Origin of the sequence: Sphingobium phenoxybenzoativorans (genome assembly GCF_018286635.1) — a bacterium.
GTDB classification, from domain to species: Bacteria; Pseudomonadota; Alphaproteobacteria; order Sphingomonadales; family Sphingomonadaceae; genus Sphingobium; species Sphingobium phenoxybenzoativorans.
Map to the genome: position 1 here is coordinate 3,512,689 of NZ_CP073910.1, position 17,917 is coordinate 3,530,605.

Sequence of the window (17,917 nt, forward strand, 5' to 3'; positions counted from 1 at the left end):
AGTAGCTCTGAACGACATCACCGTTAACACACCTGATTTCCACGGCGCCCTCAAGCTTTGGCACACCAATATGGCCGACCCCTACATAGAAAAGTTTCTGCCGCCGTCCCCAACCGTCAATGACATTTGCGGAAGCGACTTGTCGATGTGGATCGAAAATTATGACGCTACCTGTGAAGGCAAGTGCAATTGCACTCGTCATCACTATCAAACTACCGGAAATAAAGGTCTTTCGGTAAACGCGCATATCTTCTTTCATGCAACCACTTTGCTTGATCTATGCAATGCTCGCAAACGGTGGCTCCTGACCAAACGGCTCTATCAGCTCCGTATAGCACATTCATGCTGGAGAAAGGAACGCCAGCGCAATAAAGCTGCGCTATGGAGCTTTCCGCCATTCTTTCCCTTGCGCTGGCGCCGCTGCTGCTGAGCCTCGCGCCCATTGCGGCGATGAAGGACATGTTCGCGTGGGATTGCGGCAAGCATCGGCATGTGCACAAGGCTGCGGTCAAGGATAAGAACGCCAGGCCGGATTGCTGGAAGTCGCGCTATATCCTGATGTGAGGTGAGGCGGCTTCGGCTGATTTCCTTCACCAACCCCATTCGTCCTGAGCTTGTCGAAGGACTGCCCTTTTCTTCATTAGACCGTGGAAGGAAGGACAAGGCTTCGACAAGCTCAGCCCGAACGATGGTAGGGTGATCATTGTTCGGTCACCTGATCCGCCGACTGCGCGGGGTGCCTCGACTTCGCTCGACACGAACGGATGTGGGAGAAGCGGGCGGAAGCCAACAACCTCTCCCTCCCCTCACGCGCGCCTATAGCGTCTCCGCGATCAGCGCCTTGGCTTCCTTGCTGTGCCAGTCCATCGCGCCGATCACGCGGGCGACTTCCTTGCCCTCGGCGTCGTAGAGCACCGTTGTCGGCAGCATGCCGGTGCCATAGCCCAGGCTGAACCGGTTTTCCGTGTCGAGCCACGCCTTCAAATGCGTGAACTTGCGCTTGGCGAAGAAGGGGTCGACCTGTTTCGCGCCCTGATTGTCCTGGGAGATGGTGAGGACCTGCAGCCCCTGCGCCTGATATTCCCCGGCAATGGCGTCCAGCGTCGGCATTTCCGCGACGCAGGGGGCGCACCATGTCGCCCACAGGTTCACCAGCAGCGGCTTGCCCGCGAAATCCTTCAGAGTCGCGTCGCCGCCATCGGGCGAGACGAACGCATAATCGGGCGCGGGCGTACCCGCCTTGCTGCGATCGAGCGTATATTTGAAGGCGCCTTCACCATCGCCTGCCGCACTATCCTTCACTTCGTCGGGAGCGACCTCATCCGCGGTGATTTCGGCGGAGCCATTCGCTTGCTCCTTGGGTGCGGATTGCCTATCGCATGCGCTCAACGCGCCGGTCAGCAGGAGCAGGGCAATTACGGATCGCAAGGACATCTCCAATTCCATGTGGGGCGGGCGTTTCGCGGCCGGCCCCGCTTCAGTCATGCGGGAGATAAATGCCTCCATCCCCTTCGACAAGCGATTGTGGAAACAGGACATTGCCGGGTCCAAGGCGCATGTCGCGATGCTGGCCAAGCAGGGCATCGTCGCGGACGGAGACGCGGTCGCAATCAGCACGGGGCTGGATATAATCGCCGCCGAATATGAGGCGAACGGCGTTCCGGTGAACCTGGACCTGGAGGATATCCACATGGTCACCGAATCGCGGCTGGCCGAACTGATCGGTCCGGCGGCGGGGCGGTTGCATACGGCACGGTCGCGCAACGACCAGGTGGCGACCGATTTCCGCCTGTGGGTGCGCGACGCGATGGACGAGGTGGATGCGGGCCTCTCCGCCCTGCAGACGGCGCTGGTTGGGCGGGCGCAGGACAATGCCGACGCCGTGATGCCGGGCTTTACCCATCTGCAATCGGCGCAGCCGGTGACGCTGGGCCATCACCTGATGGCCTATTATGAGATGGTCCGGCGGGACAGGTCGCGCTTTGCCGATGCGCGGGCGCGGCTCAATGAAAGCCCGCTGGGCGCGGCGGCGCTGGCCGGGACCGGTTTCCCGATCGACCGGCACGCAACGGCGGCGGCGCTGGGCTTCGCCAAGCCGACCGACAACAGCCTGGACAGCGTGTCCGACCGGGACTTCGCGCTCGATTATCTGATGGCGGCGACGCAGTGCTCGCTCCACCTGTCGCGGCTGGCCGAGGAGTTCATCATCTGGGCGAGCCAGCCCTTCGGCTTCGTGTCGCTGCCCGACGCCTATTCGACCGGCAGCTCCATCATGCCGCAGAAGCGCAATCCGGACGCCGCCGAACTGGTGCGCGGCCATGCCGGGCGGATCGCCGGGTGCATGAACGCGCTGGTGATCACGATGAAGGGCCTGCCGCTGGCCTATTCCAAGGACATGCAGGACGACAAGCCGCCAGTATTCGAGGCGCACGACCTGCTGGGCCTGTCAATCGCGGCCATGACGGGGATGATCGAGACGGTGACGTTCCGCACCGACCGGATGCGCGCGCTTGCCGAAAGCGGCCATGCGACCGCGACCGACCTGGCCGACTGGCTGGTGCGGGAGGCGAATGTGCCGTTCCGCGAGGCGCACCATATCACCGGGCGCGCGGTGAAGGCGGCGGACTACAAGGGCGTGTCCCTGCCCGCTTTGTCGCTTGCAGAGCTTCAGGCCATCGACCCGCGCATTGACGAGCGGCTGTTTGCGGTGCTGAGCATCGATGCGTCGGTGGCGAGCCGCGTCAGTCATGGCGGCACTGCGCCCGCGCAGGTGCGCGAGCGGATAGCGCAGGCGCGCGCCGCACTGGAGGCCAAGGCATGATGTGGAAACTGGCGACCACCGTCGCATTCACCGTCGCATTAGCCGCATGCGGCGGACGTCAGGCGCTCAAACCCGCCGAGGGCCAGGGCACGCCCCCCATCCCGCGCGGTGCCACCGAAGTACCGACCGCCCAGCAATTGATGGAAGCACCCACGCAGGCGCGCCCGCAACGCAATGCCGAACTGCTCCGGCAGTCGGACGAGCGGCAGGACGACCCGTTCGAACTGCCCCCAGAACATTAAGAGACAGACAAAGAGACAATGGATCATTTCGATTACCGGCGCGGCGCCATGCATGTCGAGCAGGTGCCGCTCGCAGAGATTGCAGATGCCGTCGGCACGCCCGTTTACGTCTATTCCACCGCCACGCTGACCCGCCATGTGGGCGTATTCCGCGCGGCCCTCGACAAGCTGAAAGACCCGCTGGTCGCCTTTGCCGTGAAGGCCAATCCCAATGCCGCCGTGCTGGCGACGCTGGCGGGCCTTGGCCTGGGCGCGGATGTCGTGTCGGGCGGCGAATTGCTGCGCGCGCTGGCGGCTGGCATCCCTGCGAACCGCATCGTCTTTTCCGGCGTCGGCAAGACCGAGGAGGAAATGCGGCTGGCGCTGGACAAGGGCATCTACCAGTTCAATCTGGAGAGCCAGCCGGAGGCGGAAATGCTGTCGCAGGTGGCGCTGTCGATGGGCAGGATCGCACCCGTCGCCTACCGCATCAACCCGGATGTCGATGCGGGTACGCATGCGAAAATCTCCACCGGCAAGTCGGAGAACAAGTTCGGCATTCCCTATGCCGATGCTGTCGCCGCCTATGACCGGGCGGCGCAGCTTGCGGGCCTCGACGTGCAGGGCGTCGCCGTCCATATCGGTAGTCAGCTCACCGACCTCGCCCCGTTGGAGGCGGCGTTCGAGAAGGTCGGCGCGTTGATCGAAGTGCTGCGCGATCACGGCCATGTCATCCGCACCGCCGATCTGGGCGGCGGGCTTGGCGTCCCCTACGACCCGTCCCAGCCCGTGCCCCCCAGCCCCGCCGACTATGGCGCGATGGTGACGCGGGTGACGGCGGACTGGGACGTGCGCCTGCTGTTCGAACCGGGCCGGGTGATCGTGGGCAATGCGGGCGCGCTGGTGTCGCGCGTCGTGCGGGTGAAGCAGGGCGCAACGCAGCCCTTCGTCATCGTCGATGCGGCGATGAACGACCTGCTGCGGCCGAGCCTGTATGACGCCTGGCACAATATCCGCGCGGTGAAGGCGACCGAGAAGCGCGTGACGGCAAGCGTCGTCGGGCCGGTGTGCGAGAGCGGCGACACCTTCGCCACCAATCGCGACATGGAGGAAGTGGAGCCGGGCGATCTGGTGGCGTTCATGACCGCGGGGGCCTATGGCGCGACGATGGCGAACACCTATAACAGCCGGGCGCTGACGCCGGAGGTGCTGGTATCGGGCGGCAAATGGGCCGTGGTGCGCGCCCGCTCGCCCATCGAAACGCTGATCGCGGGCGACAGCATCCCCGACTGGGTAAAGGCGTAACGCGATGCACAGCCTGCCGCTGTTCGTACGATTGACGAACCGGCCGGTGATCCTGCTGGGCGATGGCGAGGCGGCGGCGGCGAAGCGGCGGTTGCTGGAGCGGGCGGGCGCGATCGTGGCGGATGAGACGACTGCAGCGGCGCTGGCGATTGTGGCGATCGAAGATGCAGCGCAGGCGGAGGCCGCGATCGCGCGGTTGAAGGCGCGGGGCATATTGGTCAACGCCGTCGACCGCCCGGCGCTGTGCGATTTCACCCTGCCCGCCATTGTCGACCGGGACCCGGTGCTGATCGCCATCGGCACCGGCGGCGCGTCTGCGGGGCTGGCCAAGTCGGTGCGGCAGCGGATCGAGGCGCTGCTGCCCGCGCGTCTAGGTGTGTTGGCGAAGGCGCTGGAGGCGGCGCGGCCGGCGATCAAGGCGAAATGGCCCGGCGCGGCGGAACGTAGGCGCGCCATCGACGCGGCGCTGGCGGCGGGCGGCAGGCTCGATCCGCTCAGCGACGATGCGGCGGACGCCGTGGAGAAATGGGTCGAGGGCGGAGAGACCGGCAGCCCCGACGGGCTGGAAACGATCCGCCTGAACTCAACCGATCCCGACGAACTGACCCTGCGCGCCGCGCGGCTGCTCGGCGAGGCGGATCATGTCTATCATCATCCCGATGTGCCCGGCGCGATACTGAACCGGGCGCGGGCCGATGCCGTCCGCATCGCCGCCGATATGCCGCCCGCTTCGCCCCCGCCGGGCCTGTCCCTCTGGCTGGAGATGCCGCGATGAGCCGGGTGTTCGTGCATGACGGGCAGACGACGCATGAGGAGCATCTGGACGCCTTCTGCGCCTCCCCCACGACGCCCTATTTCGTCTGGCTGCATATCGATGGACGCAAGGAAGATGCGCGGCACATCGCCGGGCGTCTGTCCGACATGCCGGAACCCGCAATCAGCGCGCTGGTGGCGCAGGAGACGCGGCCGCGCTGCACCTTCATGGGGCCGGGCGCGCTGATCAACCTGCGCGGACCGGGCGTGGAGGCGGAGGGCGATTTTGGCGACGCTCTGGTCTCGATCCGCATCTGGGCGCAGAAGGGCCGGGTCATTTCCGTCAGCTACCGCACATTGGCGGCGCTGGAGCCGATCATGGCGCGGATGATGAACGGAACCATCCACGATCCCGGCGACCTGATCGCCTGCCTGGCGCAGGAGATCACCGACGTTCTGGACCCGGAAGTGGCCGAACTGGGCGACACGCTGGACGATATTGAGAGCGAGATCAGCGAGGAAGGCCCCACGGAGTCGCGGCGGCGGGTGTCGGCCATCCGTGCGACCGCCATCGCCTATCGCCGGTTCATCGCGCCGCAGCGGCAGGCGATCGAGCGGCTGGCGATGGCCGAAGCGCCCTGGCTGGAGGATGACGACCGGCTGCACCTGCAGGAAGCGGCCGACCGCTGCGCACGCATGGCCGAGGAGCTGGAGGCGGTGCGGGAACGCTCGGCGCTGGCGCATGAAGGGCTGACGGACCTGCGCGCGGAACAGATGAACCTGCAGGCGCTGATCATATCGATCGTTGCGCTGGTGTTTTTGCCGCTGACCTTCATCACCGGCCTGCTCGGCATGAATGTGGATGGCATTCCCTATGCGCATGAACCCTGGGCCTTCTGGGGCGTGGTGGGGGTCTGCGCGGCGCTGGCGGGGGCGATAACGGCGTGGTTTATCGCGAGCCATTGGCTCAAGCGATAACCACTGGAATGGTGTAAATACCGCTCCGTTCGCCCTGAGCGAAGTCGAAGGGCTCTGCTGAGCGACAGCGAAGCCACTTCACTTCGTTCAGTGGAAGGCTTCGACTTTGCTCAGCCCGAACGGGGGCGGGTTTTGCCCCGGGATAAGATCAACCCTTCGCCAGATTGACCCGTTCCAGTTCGTCATGCAGCGCCTGGATGGAGGCGACGAGGCGGGCGCGGTCCGCCTGCATTTCTTCCAGCGTGGCGCGGGCCTCGCCCAGCTCCATAGCACGGCGGGCGATGCGCGCGTCCAGTTCGTCATTATAGCGGGACAGTTCGCCGATCCGCTGCGCGCGGGTCACGACATGGCGGATGCGCGCATCGAGTATCTCGAAATCGAAGGGCTTGACGATCTGGTCGTCCGCACCGGCCTCAAGCGCCTCGACGATCCCGGCGCTGTCGCTCTGTCCAGTGATCATCATGACCGACGCCTGACCCAGCAAGCCGGAAGCGCGCATCTTCTTCATCGTCGCGATGCCGCTCAGCATCTGCATGCCCATGTCGATGATGATCAGATCGAATTTCTGCGCCATAAGGGTGTTGAGGCCGACAAAGCCGTTTTCGGCCAGCACCACATCATAGCCCATGTGGGAAAGGCGGCGGCCCATGACCGACAGCGCCGTCGCATTTTCATCCACGACCAGCAGGCGGATGCGGCGCAACACCGGACGCGGGTCATGATCCCGGTCCTCGGCCCCATCATCGCGAGTGCGCGTGAAAATCTGCATTGGCGGTCCACCTCTTTGGCGAGGAACGCTATGCCCTATATCTCAACAAATGGTTAAGATCATGGAAAGCATAAGCGGAAGGACAGGATGGCGATGAGCGAAAGAGTGGCTTTGTCGATCGCGGAGGGCGTGGCGCAGGTCCGGCTGAATCGCCCGGACAAGATGAATGCGCTGGACAATGCCATGCTGGAGGCCATCGCGCAGACGGGCGAAACGCTGCGGGCGCGGCGCGATGTCCGCGCGGTCCTGCTGTCGGGAGAAGGCCGCGCCTTTTGCGCGGGGATCGACATTGCGAGCTTCGGTCAGGGGTTCCCCGACCTGCTGCCCCGCCGGTTCGGGAACAGCAATCTGTTCCAGCATGCCGCGATGCTGTGGCGGGACCTGCCGATGCCGGTCATCGCCGCCGTCCACGGCGCCTGCTTCGGCGGCGGATTGCAGATCGCGCTCGGCGCGGACATCCGCATCGCATCACCCGACGCCACTTTGTCGCTGATGGAAATCAAATGGGGGCTGGTGCCGGACATGGGGGCATTCGCCCTGACGCGGGGTCTGGTGCGCAGCGATGTCCTGCGCGAACTGGCCTATACGGGGCGGACAGTCGGTGCTGCAGAGGCGGAGACGATCGGCCTGGTCACGCGCATGGCGCCCGACGCCCATGCGGCCGCGCTGGAAATGGCGCGGACGATCGCCAGCCGGAACCCGGACGCCATCCGCCACGCCAAGCAGCTTGCGGGACTGACCGAGGATGCGGAGCGCGCGGCGATCCTGCAGGCGGAAAGCCTGGCGCAAGCCGACATTCTGGGACAGCCCAATCAGCGGGAGGCGGTCGCGGCGGAGATGACCAAGCGCCCTCCCCTTTTCATGGATTGAGGGAAGGCCGGATCAGGAGACGGGTCAGGGCCTGTGTATGGCGTTCGCGTCCATCGCCTCGCGCAGGAAATCGTCGATGTTGCGGCGGCCCTCCGGTCCATGGGTGACGACCACCGTGTCGCATGTCGCCACGCATTCGCCATGCTGGAACGCCGCAGACGTCACTGTCCAGCTCGTCGTGCCAATGCGGTCGATCGCGCAGCCGACCGTGACTTCCTGCGGATAATGCGCTTCCTGAAGATAGTTGAGCGATACCGCGGCAATCAGCCAGCGCACGCCGGAATCATGGGGATGACGGCCCAGATGGCGATGAAAGCGCACCCGCGCCGTTTCAAAAATTCCGGCCATCGCCACATTGTTCACGTGGCCCATGATATCGAGATCCTGATACCGGGTCTCAATCGTGGAGATGAAGGGATAGATATCCAGAGACAGTCGCCAAGGTTCGGGCTTTGCCATGTCCAGCCTTTCGTGAAGGGCATCATTGTGCTTAAAGCGCCAAGCCGAATAAGCAATCGGCGCCTTTAGCCAGCATCAAAAAATAGCGGAGTTGCGGCCATTATGACACAATGGGACGTCGCGCTTGACGCCCGCGCAACGCTTGGAGAAGGTCCGCGCTGGCATCATGGCGAGGCGAGGCTCTACTGGGTCGATATTGCGCGGAACGAATTGCACCGTTTCGATCCGGTCAGCGGGCGGGATGAATGCCGCGCCTTCGAAGCGCCCATAGGCTGTTTCGCTTTCCGCGCTGGCGGAGGGCTGCTGCTGGCGATGAAGGACGGCTTTGCGACCATTGCCGGTTGGGACGCGCAACCGATGCCCTTTGGCGAACAGATTTTCGCCGGACGCCCGGACATCCGGTTCAACGATGGCCGCACCGATCCCGCCGGACGCTTCTGGGCGGGCAGCGTCAATATGGCGAAATCGGCGCAGGACGCGGCGCTCTACCGCCTGGATCCGGATGGCGGGATCAGCGAGATTGAGGGCGGCATGCTGACCTGCAACGGCGCGGCGTTCACGGCCGACGGCGCAACATTTTTCCACACCGATACGCCAAGCCATGCCTTGCGCCGCTATGCCGCAGACCCAGCGTCCGGCGCCTTGTCAGGCCGCAGCATATTGCACCAGTTCCCCATGGGAGAGGGACGGCCGGACGGCGGGTCTGTGGATATCGAGGGCTATTACTGGACCGCATTGTTCGACGGCGGCCGCGTCGTTCGCCTCTCGCCGACAGGCGAAATAGTGGCGGAAGTCCCCCTGCCCGTGAAACGTCCGACGATGATCGCCTTTGGCGGCGCGGATATGCGCACCGCCTATGTCACTACCGCGCGCGCCGGCCTCAGCGAAAGCGAATTGGCGGAGCAACCGCTATCGGGCGCGATATTCCGCTTTACGGTGGATGTTCCCGGCGTCGCCGAAACGCCCTTCGCCGGATAGGAAGCGCCCGCGCTTTACTTTGATGACGCGGGCCATTGACGGCGCGGGATCGAAATTCGGCCGCGCCACGTTATATTGGCCGCTCAACCTGTCGACGACACCGGGGTTCATGACCGAAACCGAAAAGCTGTGGGCGAAGGCCCGCGAATGGCGAGACGACCCAATGGCTCTGGCGACGGTGATTTCCACCTGGGGTTCAGCGCCACGGCCGCGCGGAAGCCATATGCTGATCAACGCAGATGGCCGGTTCGAGGGGTCGGTATCCGGCGGTTGCGTCGAGGGGGACATATTGCAGACCGCCGCAAGCGTCATCGCGGACGGCATTGCGCGATCGCGCTCCTATGGCGTCAGCAACGACAATGCGTGGGAAGTCGGCCTGCCGTGCGGCGGGGAGATCGCCGTGCTGGTCCAGCCGGTAAGCGATCATTCCTTTCCCCTCGCCTTGCTGGAGGAGGCCGCGCAGGCGGGATCGTCCGGCCACCACTTCACAATTTCCACCAATTTGGAAAGCGGAGTCAGCCGCGCCGGAGACGCCCCCGGCATGTTCGTCAACATATACCGGCCGCCGCGCAGGATGATCATCGTGGGGGCGGTGCAGATCGCCCAATCGCTCGCCGCGATAGCGCAGCATGCGAACGTCAGGACGATCATCGTCGATCCGCGCGGCCGGTTCCTGACGCCCGAACGGTTTCCCGGCGTGGAGCTGGACGACCGGTGGCCCGACGAGGCGATTGCTGCGCTGAAACCGGACAGCGCCACTGCGGTCGTGACGTTGAGCCACGACACCAAGATCGATGATCCGGGCCTGATGGCGGCGCTGCGCGCGCCAACCGGCTATATTGCCGCCCTTGGATCGCGCAAAAGCCATGCCGCCCGGCTTGAGCGCCTTGCGGCCGCAGGCTTTTCCGCCGCGCAGCTTGCCAGGATCGAAGGACCGGCGGGCATCGACATCGCCGCCATCGGCCCCGCGGAGATCGCCCTGTCGATCTGCGCAGGGATGGTGAAGGCGCTCAACGGACGGAATGGGTGATGGATGGGCCACGGCGGATCGCTGCGATCCTGCTCGCGGCGGGACGTTCGGAGCGGTTCGGACCGGATGACAAGCTGCTGGCTGTGCTGCAGGGCCGCCCGCTCATGGCGCATGCAGCCGCTATGCTGGCGGGCATGGAGTTTGGCGCGCTGATGGCGATATGCGCCGCCGGCGGGGAAACGCCGGACGTTGCAAGAGCGGAAGGCTTCGCTGTCGTCCACCCCTCGCGGCCCTCCGCCGGAATGGCGCATTCCATCGCCATGGCGATACGGGCGGCATCGCAACTGCCGGAAATCGACGCAGCGCTCATCTGCCTGGCCGATATGCCCTTCGTCTCCGGCGATCATATCCGCAGGATCATCGATGCGCATGACCGCGACAATTTCCCTGTCGTGGCGTCCTCCGATGGCAAGGCCGCGATGCCCCCAGCCCTGTTCGGACGCGAACATTTCGCACAACTCCAAGATTTGCGAGGAGGTGCAGGGGCGAAGGCCCTTTTGCAAAGCGCGCACCTCATATACGCTGACCCCGTTACGCTCGTGGACATCGATAGAATCGAGGATTTGGGCGGCTGACTCTCCAGACGTCATGGATCAATTTGGTCCCTGCTTCGTCTTTACAACGGCAAAACATCACGCGCGGAGGCTATATGACGGTGGGCGATTTCGGCGTTGTGACCCGCAGGACTGTTCTAGGCGCGAGCGCAGCCGCATGCGCGACCTCTGCGATCCCGCGCGCGCAGGCCGCCACACCCGCCAAGGGAGACGATGCGATGGTGCCCGTAGCGCTCAGGATCAACGGGAAGGATCATCACCTGACCCTGGACCCGCGCACGACCTTGCTCGATACGCTGCGTGAGCATCTGCGCCTGACCGGCACCAAAAAGGGATGCGATCACGGGCAATGCGGCGCGTGCACCGTGATTGTCGAGGGGCGCAGGATCAACAGTTGCCTGACGCTCGCCGTGATGCATGACGGACAGGAAGTCACAACGATTGAGGGGCTGGGATCCCCCGAAAAGCTGCATCCCATGCAGAAGGCGTTCGTCGTGCATGACGGATATCAGTGCGGCTATTGCACGCCGGGGCAGATTTGTTCCGCTGTCGCTGTGCTGGACGAGATCGAGGCGGGCATTCCCAGCCATGTCACCCACGACCTGAATAATGTGGCGTTTTCGGACGAGGAGGCGCGCGAGAGGATGAGCGGCAATATCTGCCGATGCGCCGCCTATTCGAACATCATCGCCGCAATCCGCGACGTGGCAGGGGAGGACAAGGCATGAAGGCGTTTACCTATGAACGCGCGGAAAGCCCCGCGCAGGCCGCCGCCGCCGCTCTTTCCCGCCCCGGCGCGCGCTTCATCGCGGGCGGCACCAATTTGCTGGACCTGATGAAGCTGCAGATTGAAACGCCCGCGCATCTGATCGACGTCAACAGGCTTGAGCTGGACAAGATCGAAGCGACCAATGAGGGCGGCCTGCGTATCGGCGCGCTCGTGCGGAATACGGATCTTGCCGCGGACAAGCGCGTGCGGCGCGACTATGCCGTGTTGAGCCGGGCGCTGCTGGCCGGCGCTTCGGGGCAATTGCGCAACAAGGCGACGACGGCGGGGAATTTGCTGCAACGGACCCGCTGCCCCTATTTTTACGACACGACCAAGCCGTGCAACAAGCGCAAGCCGGGAACCGGATGCGCCGCGATGAAAGGCATCAGCCGCAATCTGGCGATCATGGGCACGAGCGACGCCTGCATCGCCACCCATCCGTCGGACATGGCCGTGGCCATGCGCCTGCTCGACGCGACAGTCGATACGGTCGCGCCGAACGGGACGAAACGGTCGATCCCCATCGCCGATTTCCACCGGCTGCCGGGAGACAGGCCGGAGGTGGAGAGCGCGCTCGCGCCTGGCGAACTGATCCTGTCTGTCACCCTGCCAAAGCCCATTGGCGGAACGCATATCTATCGCAAGGTCAGGGACCGTGCCTCCTACGCCTTTGCGCTGGTGTCGGTCGCGGCCGTGTTCACTCCCGACAAGGGCGGCCGCTTCGCCTTTGGCGGACTGGCGCCGAAACCATGGCGGGTCAATGCGGCCGATACGGCTGCGGCGCAGGGGGCAAAGGCCGTTGCGGAAGCAGCGTTGAGCGGAGCCAAAACCACGCGGGACAATGCGTTCAAAAAGGATCTGACGGCCCGGACGCTGGCGTCCATCTTCGCGGAGGCAAGGGCATGAAGTTCGATCAGCCAGCAACCATCAACCCTATCGACCGCGGTAAGGTGGTCGGCATTCCGCATGACCGGATCGACGGACCGGCGAAAGTAACTGGCAGCGCGCCCTACGCCTATGAACGGCATGATGTCGCACCCAACGCAGCCTACGGCTGGATCGTCGGATCGGCCATCGCCAAGGGCAGCATCAAGTCCATCGACAGCCGCGATGCGCTGGCCGCGCCCGGCGTTCTTGCCGTGGTGACGCATGAAAATGCCGGACCGTTGGGCAAAGGATCGATGAACACGGCCTATCTGCTCGGCGGGCCGAAGATCGAACATTATGACCAGGCGCTGGCGCTGGTCGTCGCGCAGACGCTGGAACAGGCGCGGGACGCCGCAAAGCTGGTGCGGATCGATTATGCGCAGGAGGCGGGGAAGTTCGTGCTCGCCGCCGAAAAAGATACTGCGGTGAAGCCCCCTGCCGGCTTCGGCGGCGATCCCGACAGCGCGGTGGGCGACTTTGCAGGCGCATTCGGGAAGGCCGCGGTCAAGATCGATCGGACCTATACGACCCCCGATCACAGCCATGCGATGATGGAGCCGCACGCGACGACCGCGGCATGGCTGGGCGGGCGACTGACGCTGTGGACGTCCAACCAGATGATCGCCTGGGCCGTGAAGGAGATGGCCCTGACGCTCAAGATGAAGCGCGAGGATATCCACGTCATGTCGCCCTATATCGGCGGCGGATTCGGGTCCAAGCTGTTTGTGCGCGCGGACGCGGTTCTGGCGGCGCTGGGCGCGCGGGCGGCGGGACGGCCGGTCAAGGTGGCGCTCGCGCGGCCGCAGATTCCCAACAATACCACGCACCGGCCCGCCACCATCCAGCGGATCAGGATCGGTGCGGATCGCAACGGCGTGATCGATGCGATCGGGCATGAATGCTGGTCGGGCGACCTGCCCGGCGGCAGTCCTGAGACGGGCGCCATGCAGACCCGGCTGCTCTATGGCGGCAAGAACCGGATGACCGCGCACCGGCTGGCGACACTGGATTTGCCGGAGGGGAATGCGATGCGCGCGCCGGGTGAGGCGGTCGGCCTGCTGGCGCTGGAAATCGCGATGGATGAGCTGGCAGAGGCATGCAGTGTCGATCCGGTCGAACTGCGCATCCGCAACGATGTGCAATATGATCCGGAGGCCGGACCCGGCCGTCCCTTCTCCAGCCGCAAGCTGGTCGAATGTCTGCGCCAGGGCGCGGACCGGTTCGGCTGGGCGAAACGCAATCCCCGGCCCGGCCAGGTGCGCGATGGGCGATGGCTGGTCGGCATGGGCATGGCGGTGGCGTTCCGCAACAATCTGGTCGGCAAGTCCGGCGCGCGGGTGAAAGTGGACGGCAAGGGCGGCGTCATCGTTGAGACCGACATGACCGACATCGGCACCGGCAGCTACACGATCATTGCCCAGACAGCCGCCGAAATGCTTGGCGTGCCGTTGGAAGCCGTGCAGGTTCGCCTGGGCGACAGCAAGTTTCCGGAATCCGCGGGATCAGGCGGCCAATGGGGGGCGAACAGTTCGACGGCTGGCGTCTATGCGGCCTGTGTCGCAGCGCGCGGCATCCTGGCGCAGAAAGCGGGATTCAATGCGGAGGACGCGACGTTCGAGGACGGGATGATCAAGTCCGGCGGCCGTTCCATTCCGCTGAAGCAGGCAGCGGGCCGCGAGGGCGTCTCCGCCGAGGACAGCATGGAATATGGCGATCTGGACAAGGCCTATGCGCAGGCGACATTCGGCGCGCATTTCTGCGAGGTGGGCGTCGACATGCATACCGGCGAAACGCGGGTGCGGCGCATGGGCGGCGCTTTCGCGGCCGGACGGATCCTCAACCCGAAATCGGCGCGCAGCCAGGTGATCGGCGCAATGACGATGGGCGTCGGCTCCGCGTTGATGGAGGAACTGATCGTCGATCCCCGCTTCGGCTATTTCGTCAATCACGACATGGCCGAATATCAGGTGCCCGTGCACGCCGACATTCCCGATCAGGATGTGCTGTTCGTTGAGGAACTGGATGACAAATCCTCACCGATGAAGGCGAAGGGCATCGGCGAGTTGGGGATTTGCGGCGCGGGCGCGGCGGTCGCCAACGCTGTCTACAATGCCTGCGGCGTGCGCATCCGCGACTATCCGCTGACGCTGGACAAGATATTGCGGGGATTGCCGGAACCGGCCTTCGCCTGACCGCCCTTACCAGGCGCGGCTGACCGACAGGGTGAGCGTGCGCGGGCGGAGCGGCGTATATTGCTCGGCGGCGCGGATGGAAAAGGGATTGCCGAAGGCAAAGCTGTTGTCGCCCTTCACGTCGAACAGATTGTCGATCCGCGCCGTCAGGGTGAGCGGCCCGCGCGCCATCGACGCATTCAGGGCATATAGCGTATAATTGCCCATCTTCCGGTCGAGGTCCTGATCGAAGGTGAGGCGCGCATGGCCGATATAATTGGCCTGACCGGAAATCAGCGCCCGCCAGTCGCCAAGGCTGAACGCTTTGGACAGGATGATCCGCCCGGTTATGTCCGGCGCGATCGGCAGGCGGCGATCCTCCAGTTCCAGATCATCTTCGGCATGGGTCAGGCGCGTGCTCTGGGCGCTGGCCCCGGCGGCAAGGGTGAACCCGCCCCCAATCGTCCATTCGACCGCAGCTTCAGCGCCAACGATGCGGCCGCGGCCTGCATTGCGCGTGGACACCAGGCCATTGGGTAACAGATAGTCCGACTGGATATCGGTCCATATCGTGTAATAGAGGCTTGCCGATGCAGACAGCCGGCCATCTCGCGATGATCGCCTCATGCCCAGATCGACGGTGCCAAGTTCGTCGGATGCGAACCGGGAATCCCCCGGCGTTCCGGCAGAGGCGAGACCGCCGGGCCGCACCGCCCGCGCGTAACGCAGATACACCAGGCCGCGATCCGAAAGCGGCATGGATAGCGATATGCTTGGCGATAGAACGGTCTTGTGCAGCCGCAATTCCCGCCGTCCATCCTGCTCATCATTCTCGTCGCTAGTCACGGAGTGATAGAGCCGCGCGCCAACCGTGCCGTCGATCAACGAGAATAGCCGGAAACTCGCCTCGCCAAAGGCCGCATATTCGGTGGCCGAGCGATCCTCTATGCTCACCGCCTGCGGGTCGCCCTGCGCTTGCTGGATTGTCCCTATGTCGTGGGTTTTCGCGTGCATATAGGAAAGGCCGACCAGCCAGCGGCCGCCGGACAGGCGGACCTCCTGGTTGAACAGCTTATATTCCCGCTTGTTGCGATAGGCGGAGGGGCCGGACAGGCCGAAAAAGGGCGAAGCCGCGGTCGCCTCCAGCGTATAATCGACATCATGGTCGATGAAGCTGGCCGCATAGAGCAGGCGCATATCGCCAAGCTGCCCCCGCACCGTGGCGTTCACCATGCGGAAATCGTTGTCATTCGGTTCGGCAATGGCGTTGTCGCGTTCGAGCGTATCGTCGGACGCCAGCACATATTGGCTGTCATTCACATTCAGGTCCTGCAGCGTCCCGCCGACATCGACCGTCCAGTCATCCGAAGGCCGCCAGCGTAGCGCCAGCCGCCCCCCCAATGTCCGGCTGGAATTGGTATCGTCCCGCCGGTTCACATTGTCGATCCACCCTGCGGCATAGGAACGGTAGCCAACGAAACGGATCGCCAGCCGGTTGTCCACAACCGGCATGTTGATCACTGCATCGACGCCGCCGCCAATGCCGCCATGCTGCACGGCTTCCGATGTCAGGCGCGCCGTCGCCGCGATGGCGTCCAGGTCTGGTTTCCGGGTGACGATATGATAAATGCCGCCAAGCGCGCCGGAACCGTAGAGCGGCCCCTGCGGCCCTTTCAATATCTCGACCCGATCAATATCGAACAGGCGCAGGTCCGGGTCGGGCGCGTCATAGGTCACCCGCGCCTCATCCATCTGCACGGCGACCGTCGACTGGCTGAGGCCGTTGAACGGACTGTCCGCCACGCCCCGGATGAACTGCCGGTTCCGGCCGGGGCCAAGGTTGGTCATCGCCAGCCCTTCGGTGGCTGAGACGATGTTCCGGCTTTCCGGGGAAGCAATGCCGCCGGGCATGTCCGCCGCCGCCAGCACGGAAATGGACAATGGCACATTAGCGAGAAATTGGGGCCGCTTTTGCGCAGTCACGACAATATCGGCCGCAGGCAACTCAGCCCCGCCAGGCGGCGGAGAGGGCGGCTCCTCCACCGGCTGCCCCCGCACGGCGGGGACGGGTTCGATGCGGTATACGGCCGCGCTCAAGCGGACGGCGCGCAACCCCGTGCCGCGCAGCAGACGGCGCAGCGCCGCATCGGCCGACATCGCGCCGGAAACCCGCCGGGACGTCGCGCGCGGCATCGCGCCGGGCAAGCCGATGGAAAGCCCGGTAATCCGAGAGAAAGCGGCCAAGCTGGCGCTCAGCGGCCCGGCGGGAATATCCATTTCATAGCGCGGCTCCCGCGCCCACGCGCTCGTGGGAAACGCCCCGGCCTCAGCGAGAAGCAGCAGCGCCGAGGCGATAGCCGTCCTTTTGAGGACTGACCCGGATATCCATGACCGTCGCGAGATCGTCGACCAGCCTGGTTCCGTCACCGATGACCAGTATGCCCGAAAAATGCTTCTTCTCCAGCGACGGATCGACAGTGATGGCCTTGCCCGAATAACGCGCGATATCCGCAGCGACGATGGGCAATGGAGCGTCACTATAGGACAGCCTGCCGGAGCGCCAGCTACCAATATCGGCAGCGGGAACGGAGGAAATCGTCGCGGCGCCGCCTCCACTGAACATCTGCTGACCGGCATTGATCTGAACCGCCCGTCCGCCATCTGGCGAGGTTACGGACACAATGCCTTCCGACACGCCAACATGGAATTGGCCGCCAGCCGCATTGACGACAAAGCGGGTCCCGATGTCGGTGACCTGATAGCCATTCACGGCGACGGTCAATGTGCGGCCTGGATCATGCCTGACATCGAAATAGGCCTCTCCGCTGGCCAGTTCGATCTTCGCTGCATCCTTGCCCGTGACGATGATGGTGCTGGCGGGGGACAGGGTGACATTCGTGCCGTTCGCCAATGCAAGGTCGCGGCTTTCGCCCGGCGCTGTGCGGTAGGTGGAAACTGCGCCATCCTTCCGGAGCATGGGGATCGCAAAGACAAGCGCGATCGCCGCCGCAATCGCTCCCCCCAGCATCCAGCGGCGCGATGGCGACGCAGTGGAAGATTCGGGCTGCCGGATGGCCACCAGGTCCCTGATCGCCGTACGATTGTCCATCACCGCCGCATCGACCAGCGCCACCGCATCAAAGGCGTCCCGGTGGAGCGGATCCGCCTCCAGCCATGCCGTATAGCCGTCCCAATCGGCATCATCGGCCTCCAGCGTCATGTGCCAGGCCAGCGCCTCGTCCAGCATTTGCTCTGTTATTTCCGGCCGCGCCTTCATGGCAAGCGTGTCCCTTCTCCCTTTACATCCATCAA

18 protein-coding genes are annotated in these 17,917 nt (G+C 64.6%); 13 read left to right on the top strand and 5 right to left on the bottom strand.

The window, feature by feature from the left end:
* The first annotated feature begins 381 nt into the window (after nt 1-381).
* Complete coding sequence (locus tag KFK14_RS17395; protein ID WP_070158115.1) at nt 382-564, top strand: hypothetical protein; 183 nt, start codon at nt 382-384, stop codon at nt 562-564.
* Between the two features lie 252 nt (nt 565-816).
* Here KFK14_RS17395 and KFK14_RS17400 read toward each other — a convergent pair whose 3' ends face one another.
* Nucleotides 817-1,434, bottom strand: coding sequence for a TlpA family protein disulfide reductase (locus KFK14_RS17400; RefSeq protein WP_246524684.1), 618 nt, complete (start codon nt 1,432-1,434; stop codon nt 817-819).
* A gap of 10 nt (nt 1,435-1,444) precedes the next feature.
* On the opposite strand from KFK14_RS17400, the gene argH reads away from it, so the two are divergent.
* Genes argH through KFK14_RS17425 form a run of 5 tightly spaced genes read left to right on the top strand, consistent with a single transcriptional unit; the run spans nt 1,445 to nt 6,078 of the window.
* Nucleotides 1,445-2,821: an argininosuccinate lyase gene (gene argH, locus KFK14_RS17405; RefSeq protein ID WP_212608536.1), complete on the top strand. Its 1,377-nt coding sequence runs from the start codon at nt 1,445-1,447 to the stop codon at nt 2,819-2,821.
* Nucleotides 2,818-3,063: a hypothetical protein gene (locus KFK14_RS17410; RefSeq protein ID WP_212608537.1), complete on the top strand. Its 246-nt coding sequence runs from the start codon at nt 2,818-2,820 to the stop codon at nt 3,061-3,063. Before argH ends, KFK14_RS17410 begins: the two co-directional genes overlap by 4 nt.
* A gap of 18 nt (nt 3,064-3,081) precedes the next feature.
* Complete coding sequence (gene lysA / locus KFK14_RS17415) at nt 3,082-4,347, top strand: diaminopimelate decarboxylase (RefSeq protein WP_212608538.1); 1,266 nt, start codon at nt 3,082-3,084, stop codon at nt 4,345-4,347.
* Nucleotides 4,348-4,351: 4 nt separating this feature from the next.
* Nucleotides 4,352-5,122 (top strand): precorrin-2 dehydrogenase/sirohydrochlorin ferrochelatase family protein, encoded by a 771-nt coding sequence (locus KFK14_RS17420; RefSeq protein ID WP_212608539.1) that lies wholly within the window; start codon nt 4,352-4,354, stop codon nt 5,120-5,122.
* On the top strand, nt 5,119-6,078 hold the full coding sequence (locus KFK14_RS17425) for a zinc transporter ZntB (RefSeq protein WP_212608540.1): 960 nt from the start codon (nt 5,119-5,121) through the stop codon (nt 6,076-6,078). The genes KFK14_RS17420 and KFK14_RS17425 overlap by 4 nt, the downstream gene beginning before the upstream one ends.
* 148 nt (nt 6,079-6,226) lie before the next feature.
* On the opposite strand, the gene KFK14_RS17430 is transcribed toward KFK14_RS17425, so the two are convergent.
* Nucleotides 6,227-6,847 carry a response regulator transcription factor gene (locus tag KFK14_RS17430; protein ID WP_070155211.1) on the bottom strand — a complete coding sequence of 207 codons (621 nt, stop codon included), beginning with the start codon at nt 6,845-6,847 and terminating at the stop codon, nt 6,227-6,229.
* A 93-nt stretch (nt 6,848-6,940) separates the two neighbouring features.
* Here KFK14_RS17430 and KFK14_RS17435 point away from each other — a divergent pair, with 93 nt between their 5' ends.
* Nucleotides 6,941-7,717 (top strand): crotonase/enoyl-CoA hydratase family protein, encoded by a 777-nt coding sequence (locus KFK14_RS17435; RefSeq protein WP_212608541.1) that lies wholly within the window; start codon nt 6,941-6,943, stop codon nt 7,715-7,717.
* Between the two features lie 24 nt (nt 7,718-7,741).
* Here KFK14_RS17435 and KFK14_RS17440 read toward each other — a convergent pair whose 3' ends face one another.
* Nucleotides 7,742-8,176 (bottom strand): acyl-CoA thioesterase, encoded by a 435-nt coding sequence (locus KFK14_RS17440; RefSeq protein WP_212608542.1) that lies wholly within the window; start codon nt 8,174-8,176, stop codon nt 7,742-7,744.
* 102 nt (nt 8,177-8,278) lie between these two features.
* Between KFK14_RS17440 and KFK14_RS17445 the strand changes: the two genes are divergently transcribed.
* From KFK14_RS17445 to paoC, 6 genes are all read left to right on the top strand, one after another.
* Nucleotides 8,279-9,154 (top strand): SMP-30/gluconolactonase/LRE family protein, encoded by an 876-nt coding sequence (locus KFK14_RS17445; RefSeq protein WP_212608543.1) that lies wholly within the window; start codon nt 8,279-8,281, stop codon nt 9,152-9,154.
* A gap of 109 nt (nt 9,155-9,263) precedes the next feature.
* Nucleotides 9,264-10,184 (top strand): XdhC family protein, encoded by a 921-nt coding sequence (locus KFK14_RS17450; protein ID WP_212611213.1) that lies wholly within the window; start codon nt 9,264-9,266, stop codon nt 10,182-10,184.
* A complete protein-coding gene (locus KFK14_RS17455; RefSeq protein WP_212608544.1) occupies nt 10,184-10,759 on the top strand; it encodes a nucleotidyltransferase family protein in 576 nt (191 codons plus the stop codon). The genes KFK14_RS17450 and KFK14_RS17455 overlap by 1 nt, the downstream gene beginning before the upstream one ends.
* Nucleotides 10,760-10,833: 74 nt before the next feature.
* On the top strand, nt 10,834-11,466 hold the full coding sequence (gene paoA / locus KFK14_RS17460) for an aldehyde dehydrogenase iron-sulfur subunit PaoA (protein WP_212608545.1): 633 nt from the start codon (nt 10,834-10,836) through the stop codon (nt 11,464-11,466).
* Nucleotides 11,463-12,413 (top strand): FAD binding domain-containing protein, encoded by a 951-nt coding sequence (locus KFK14_RS17465; RefSeq protein ID WP_212608546.1) that lies wholly within the window; start codon nt 11,463-11,465, stop codon nt 12,411-12,413. Before paoA ends, KFK14_RS17465 begins: the two co-directional genes overlap by 4 nt.
* Nucleotides 12,410-14,626 (top strand): aldehyde oxidoreductase molybdenum-binding subunit PaoC, encoded by a 2,217-nt coding sequence (paoC, locus tag KFK14_RS17470; protein WP_212608547.1) that lies wholly within the window; start codon nt 12,410-12,412, stop codon nt 14,624-14,626. Before KFK14_RS17465 ends, paoC begins: the two co-directional genes overlap by 4 nt.
* A 6-nt stretch (nt 14,627-14,632) precedes the next feature.
* Here paoC and KFK14_RS17475 read toward each other — a convergent pair whose 3' ends face one another.
* Nucleotides 14,633-16,882 (bottom strand): TonB-dependent receptor, encoded by a 2,250-nt coding sequence (locus tag KFK14_RS17475; protein WP_212608548.1) that lies wholly within the window; start codon nt 16,880-16,882, stop codon nt 14,633-14,635.
* Between the two features lie 49 nt (nt 16,883-16,931).
* Nucleotides 16,932-17,882: a FecR family protein gene (locus tag KFK14_RS17480; protein WP_212608549.1), complete on the bottom strand. Its 951-nt coding sequence runs from the start codon at nt 17,880-17,882 to the stop codon at nt 16,932-16,934.
* Between the last annotated feature and the right edge of the window lie 35 nt (nt 17,883-17,917).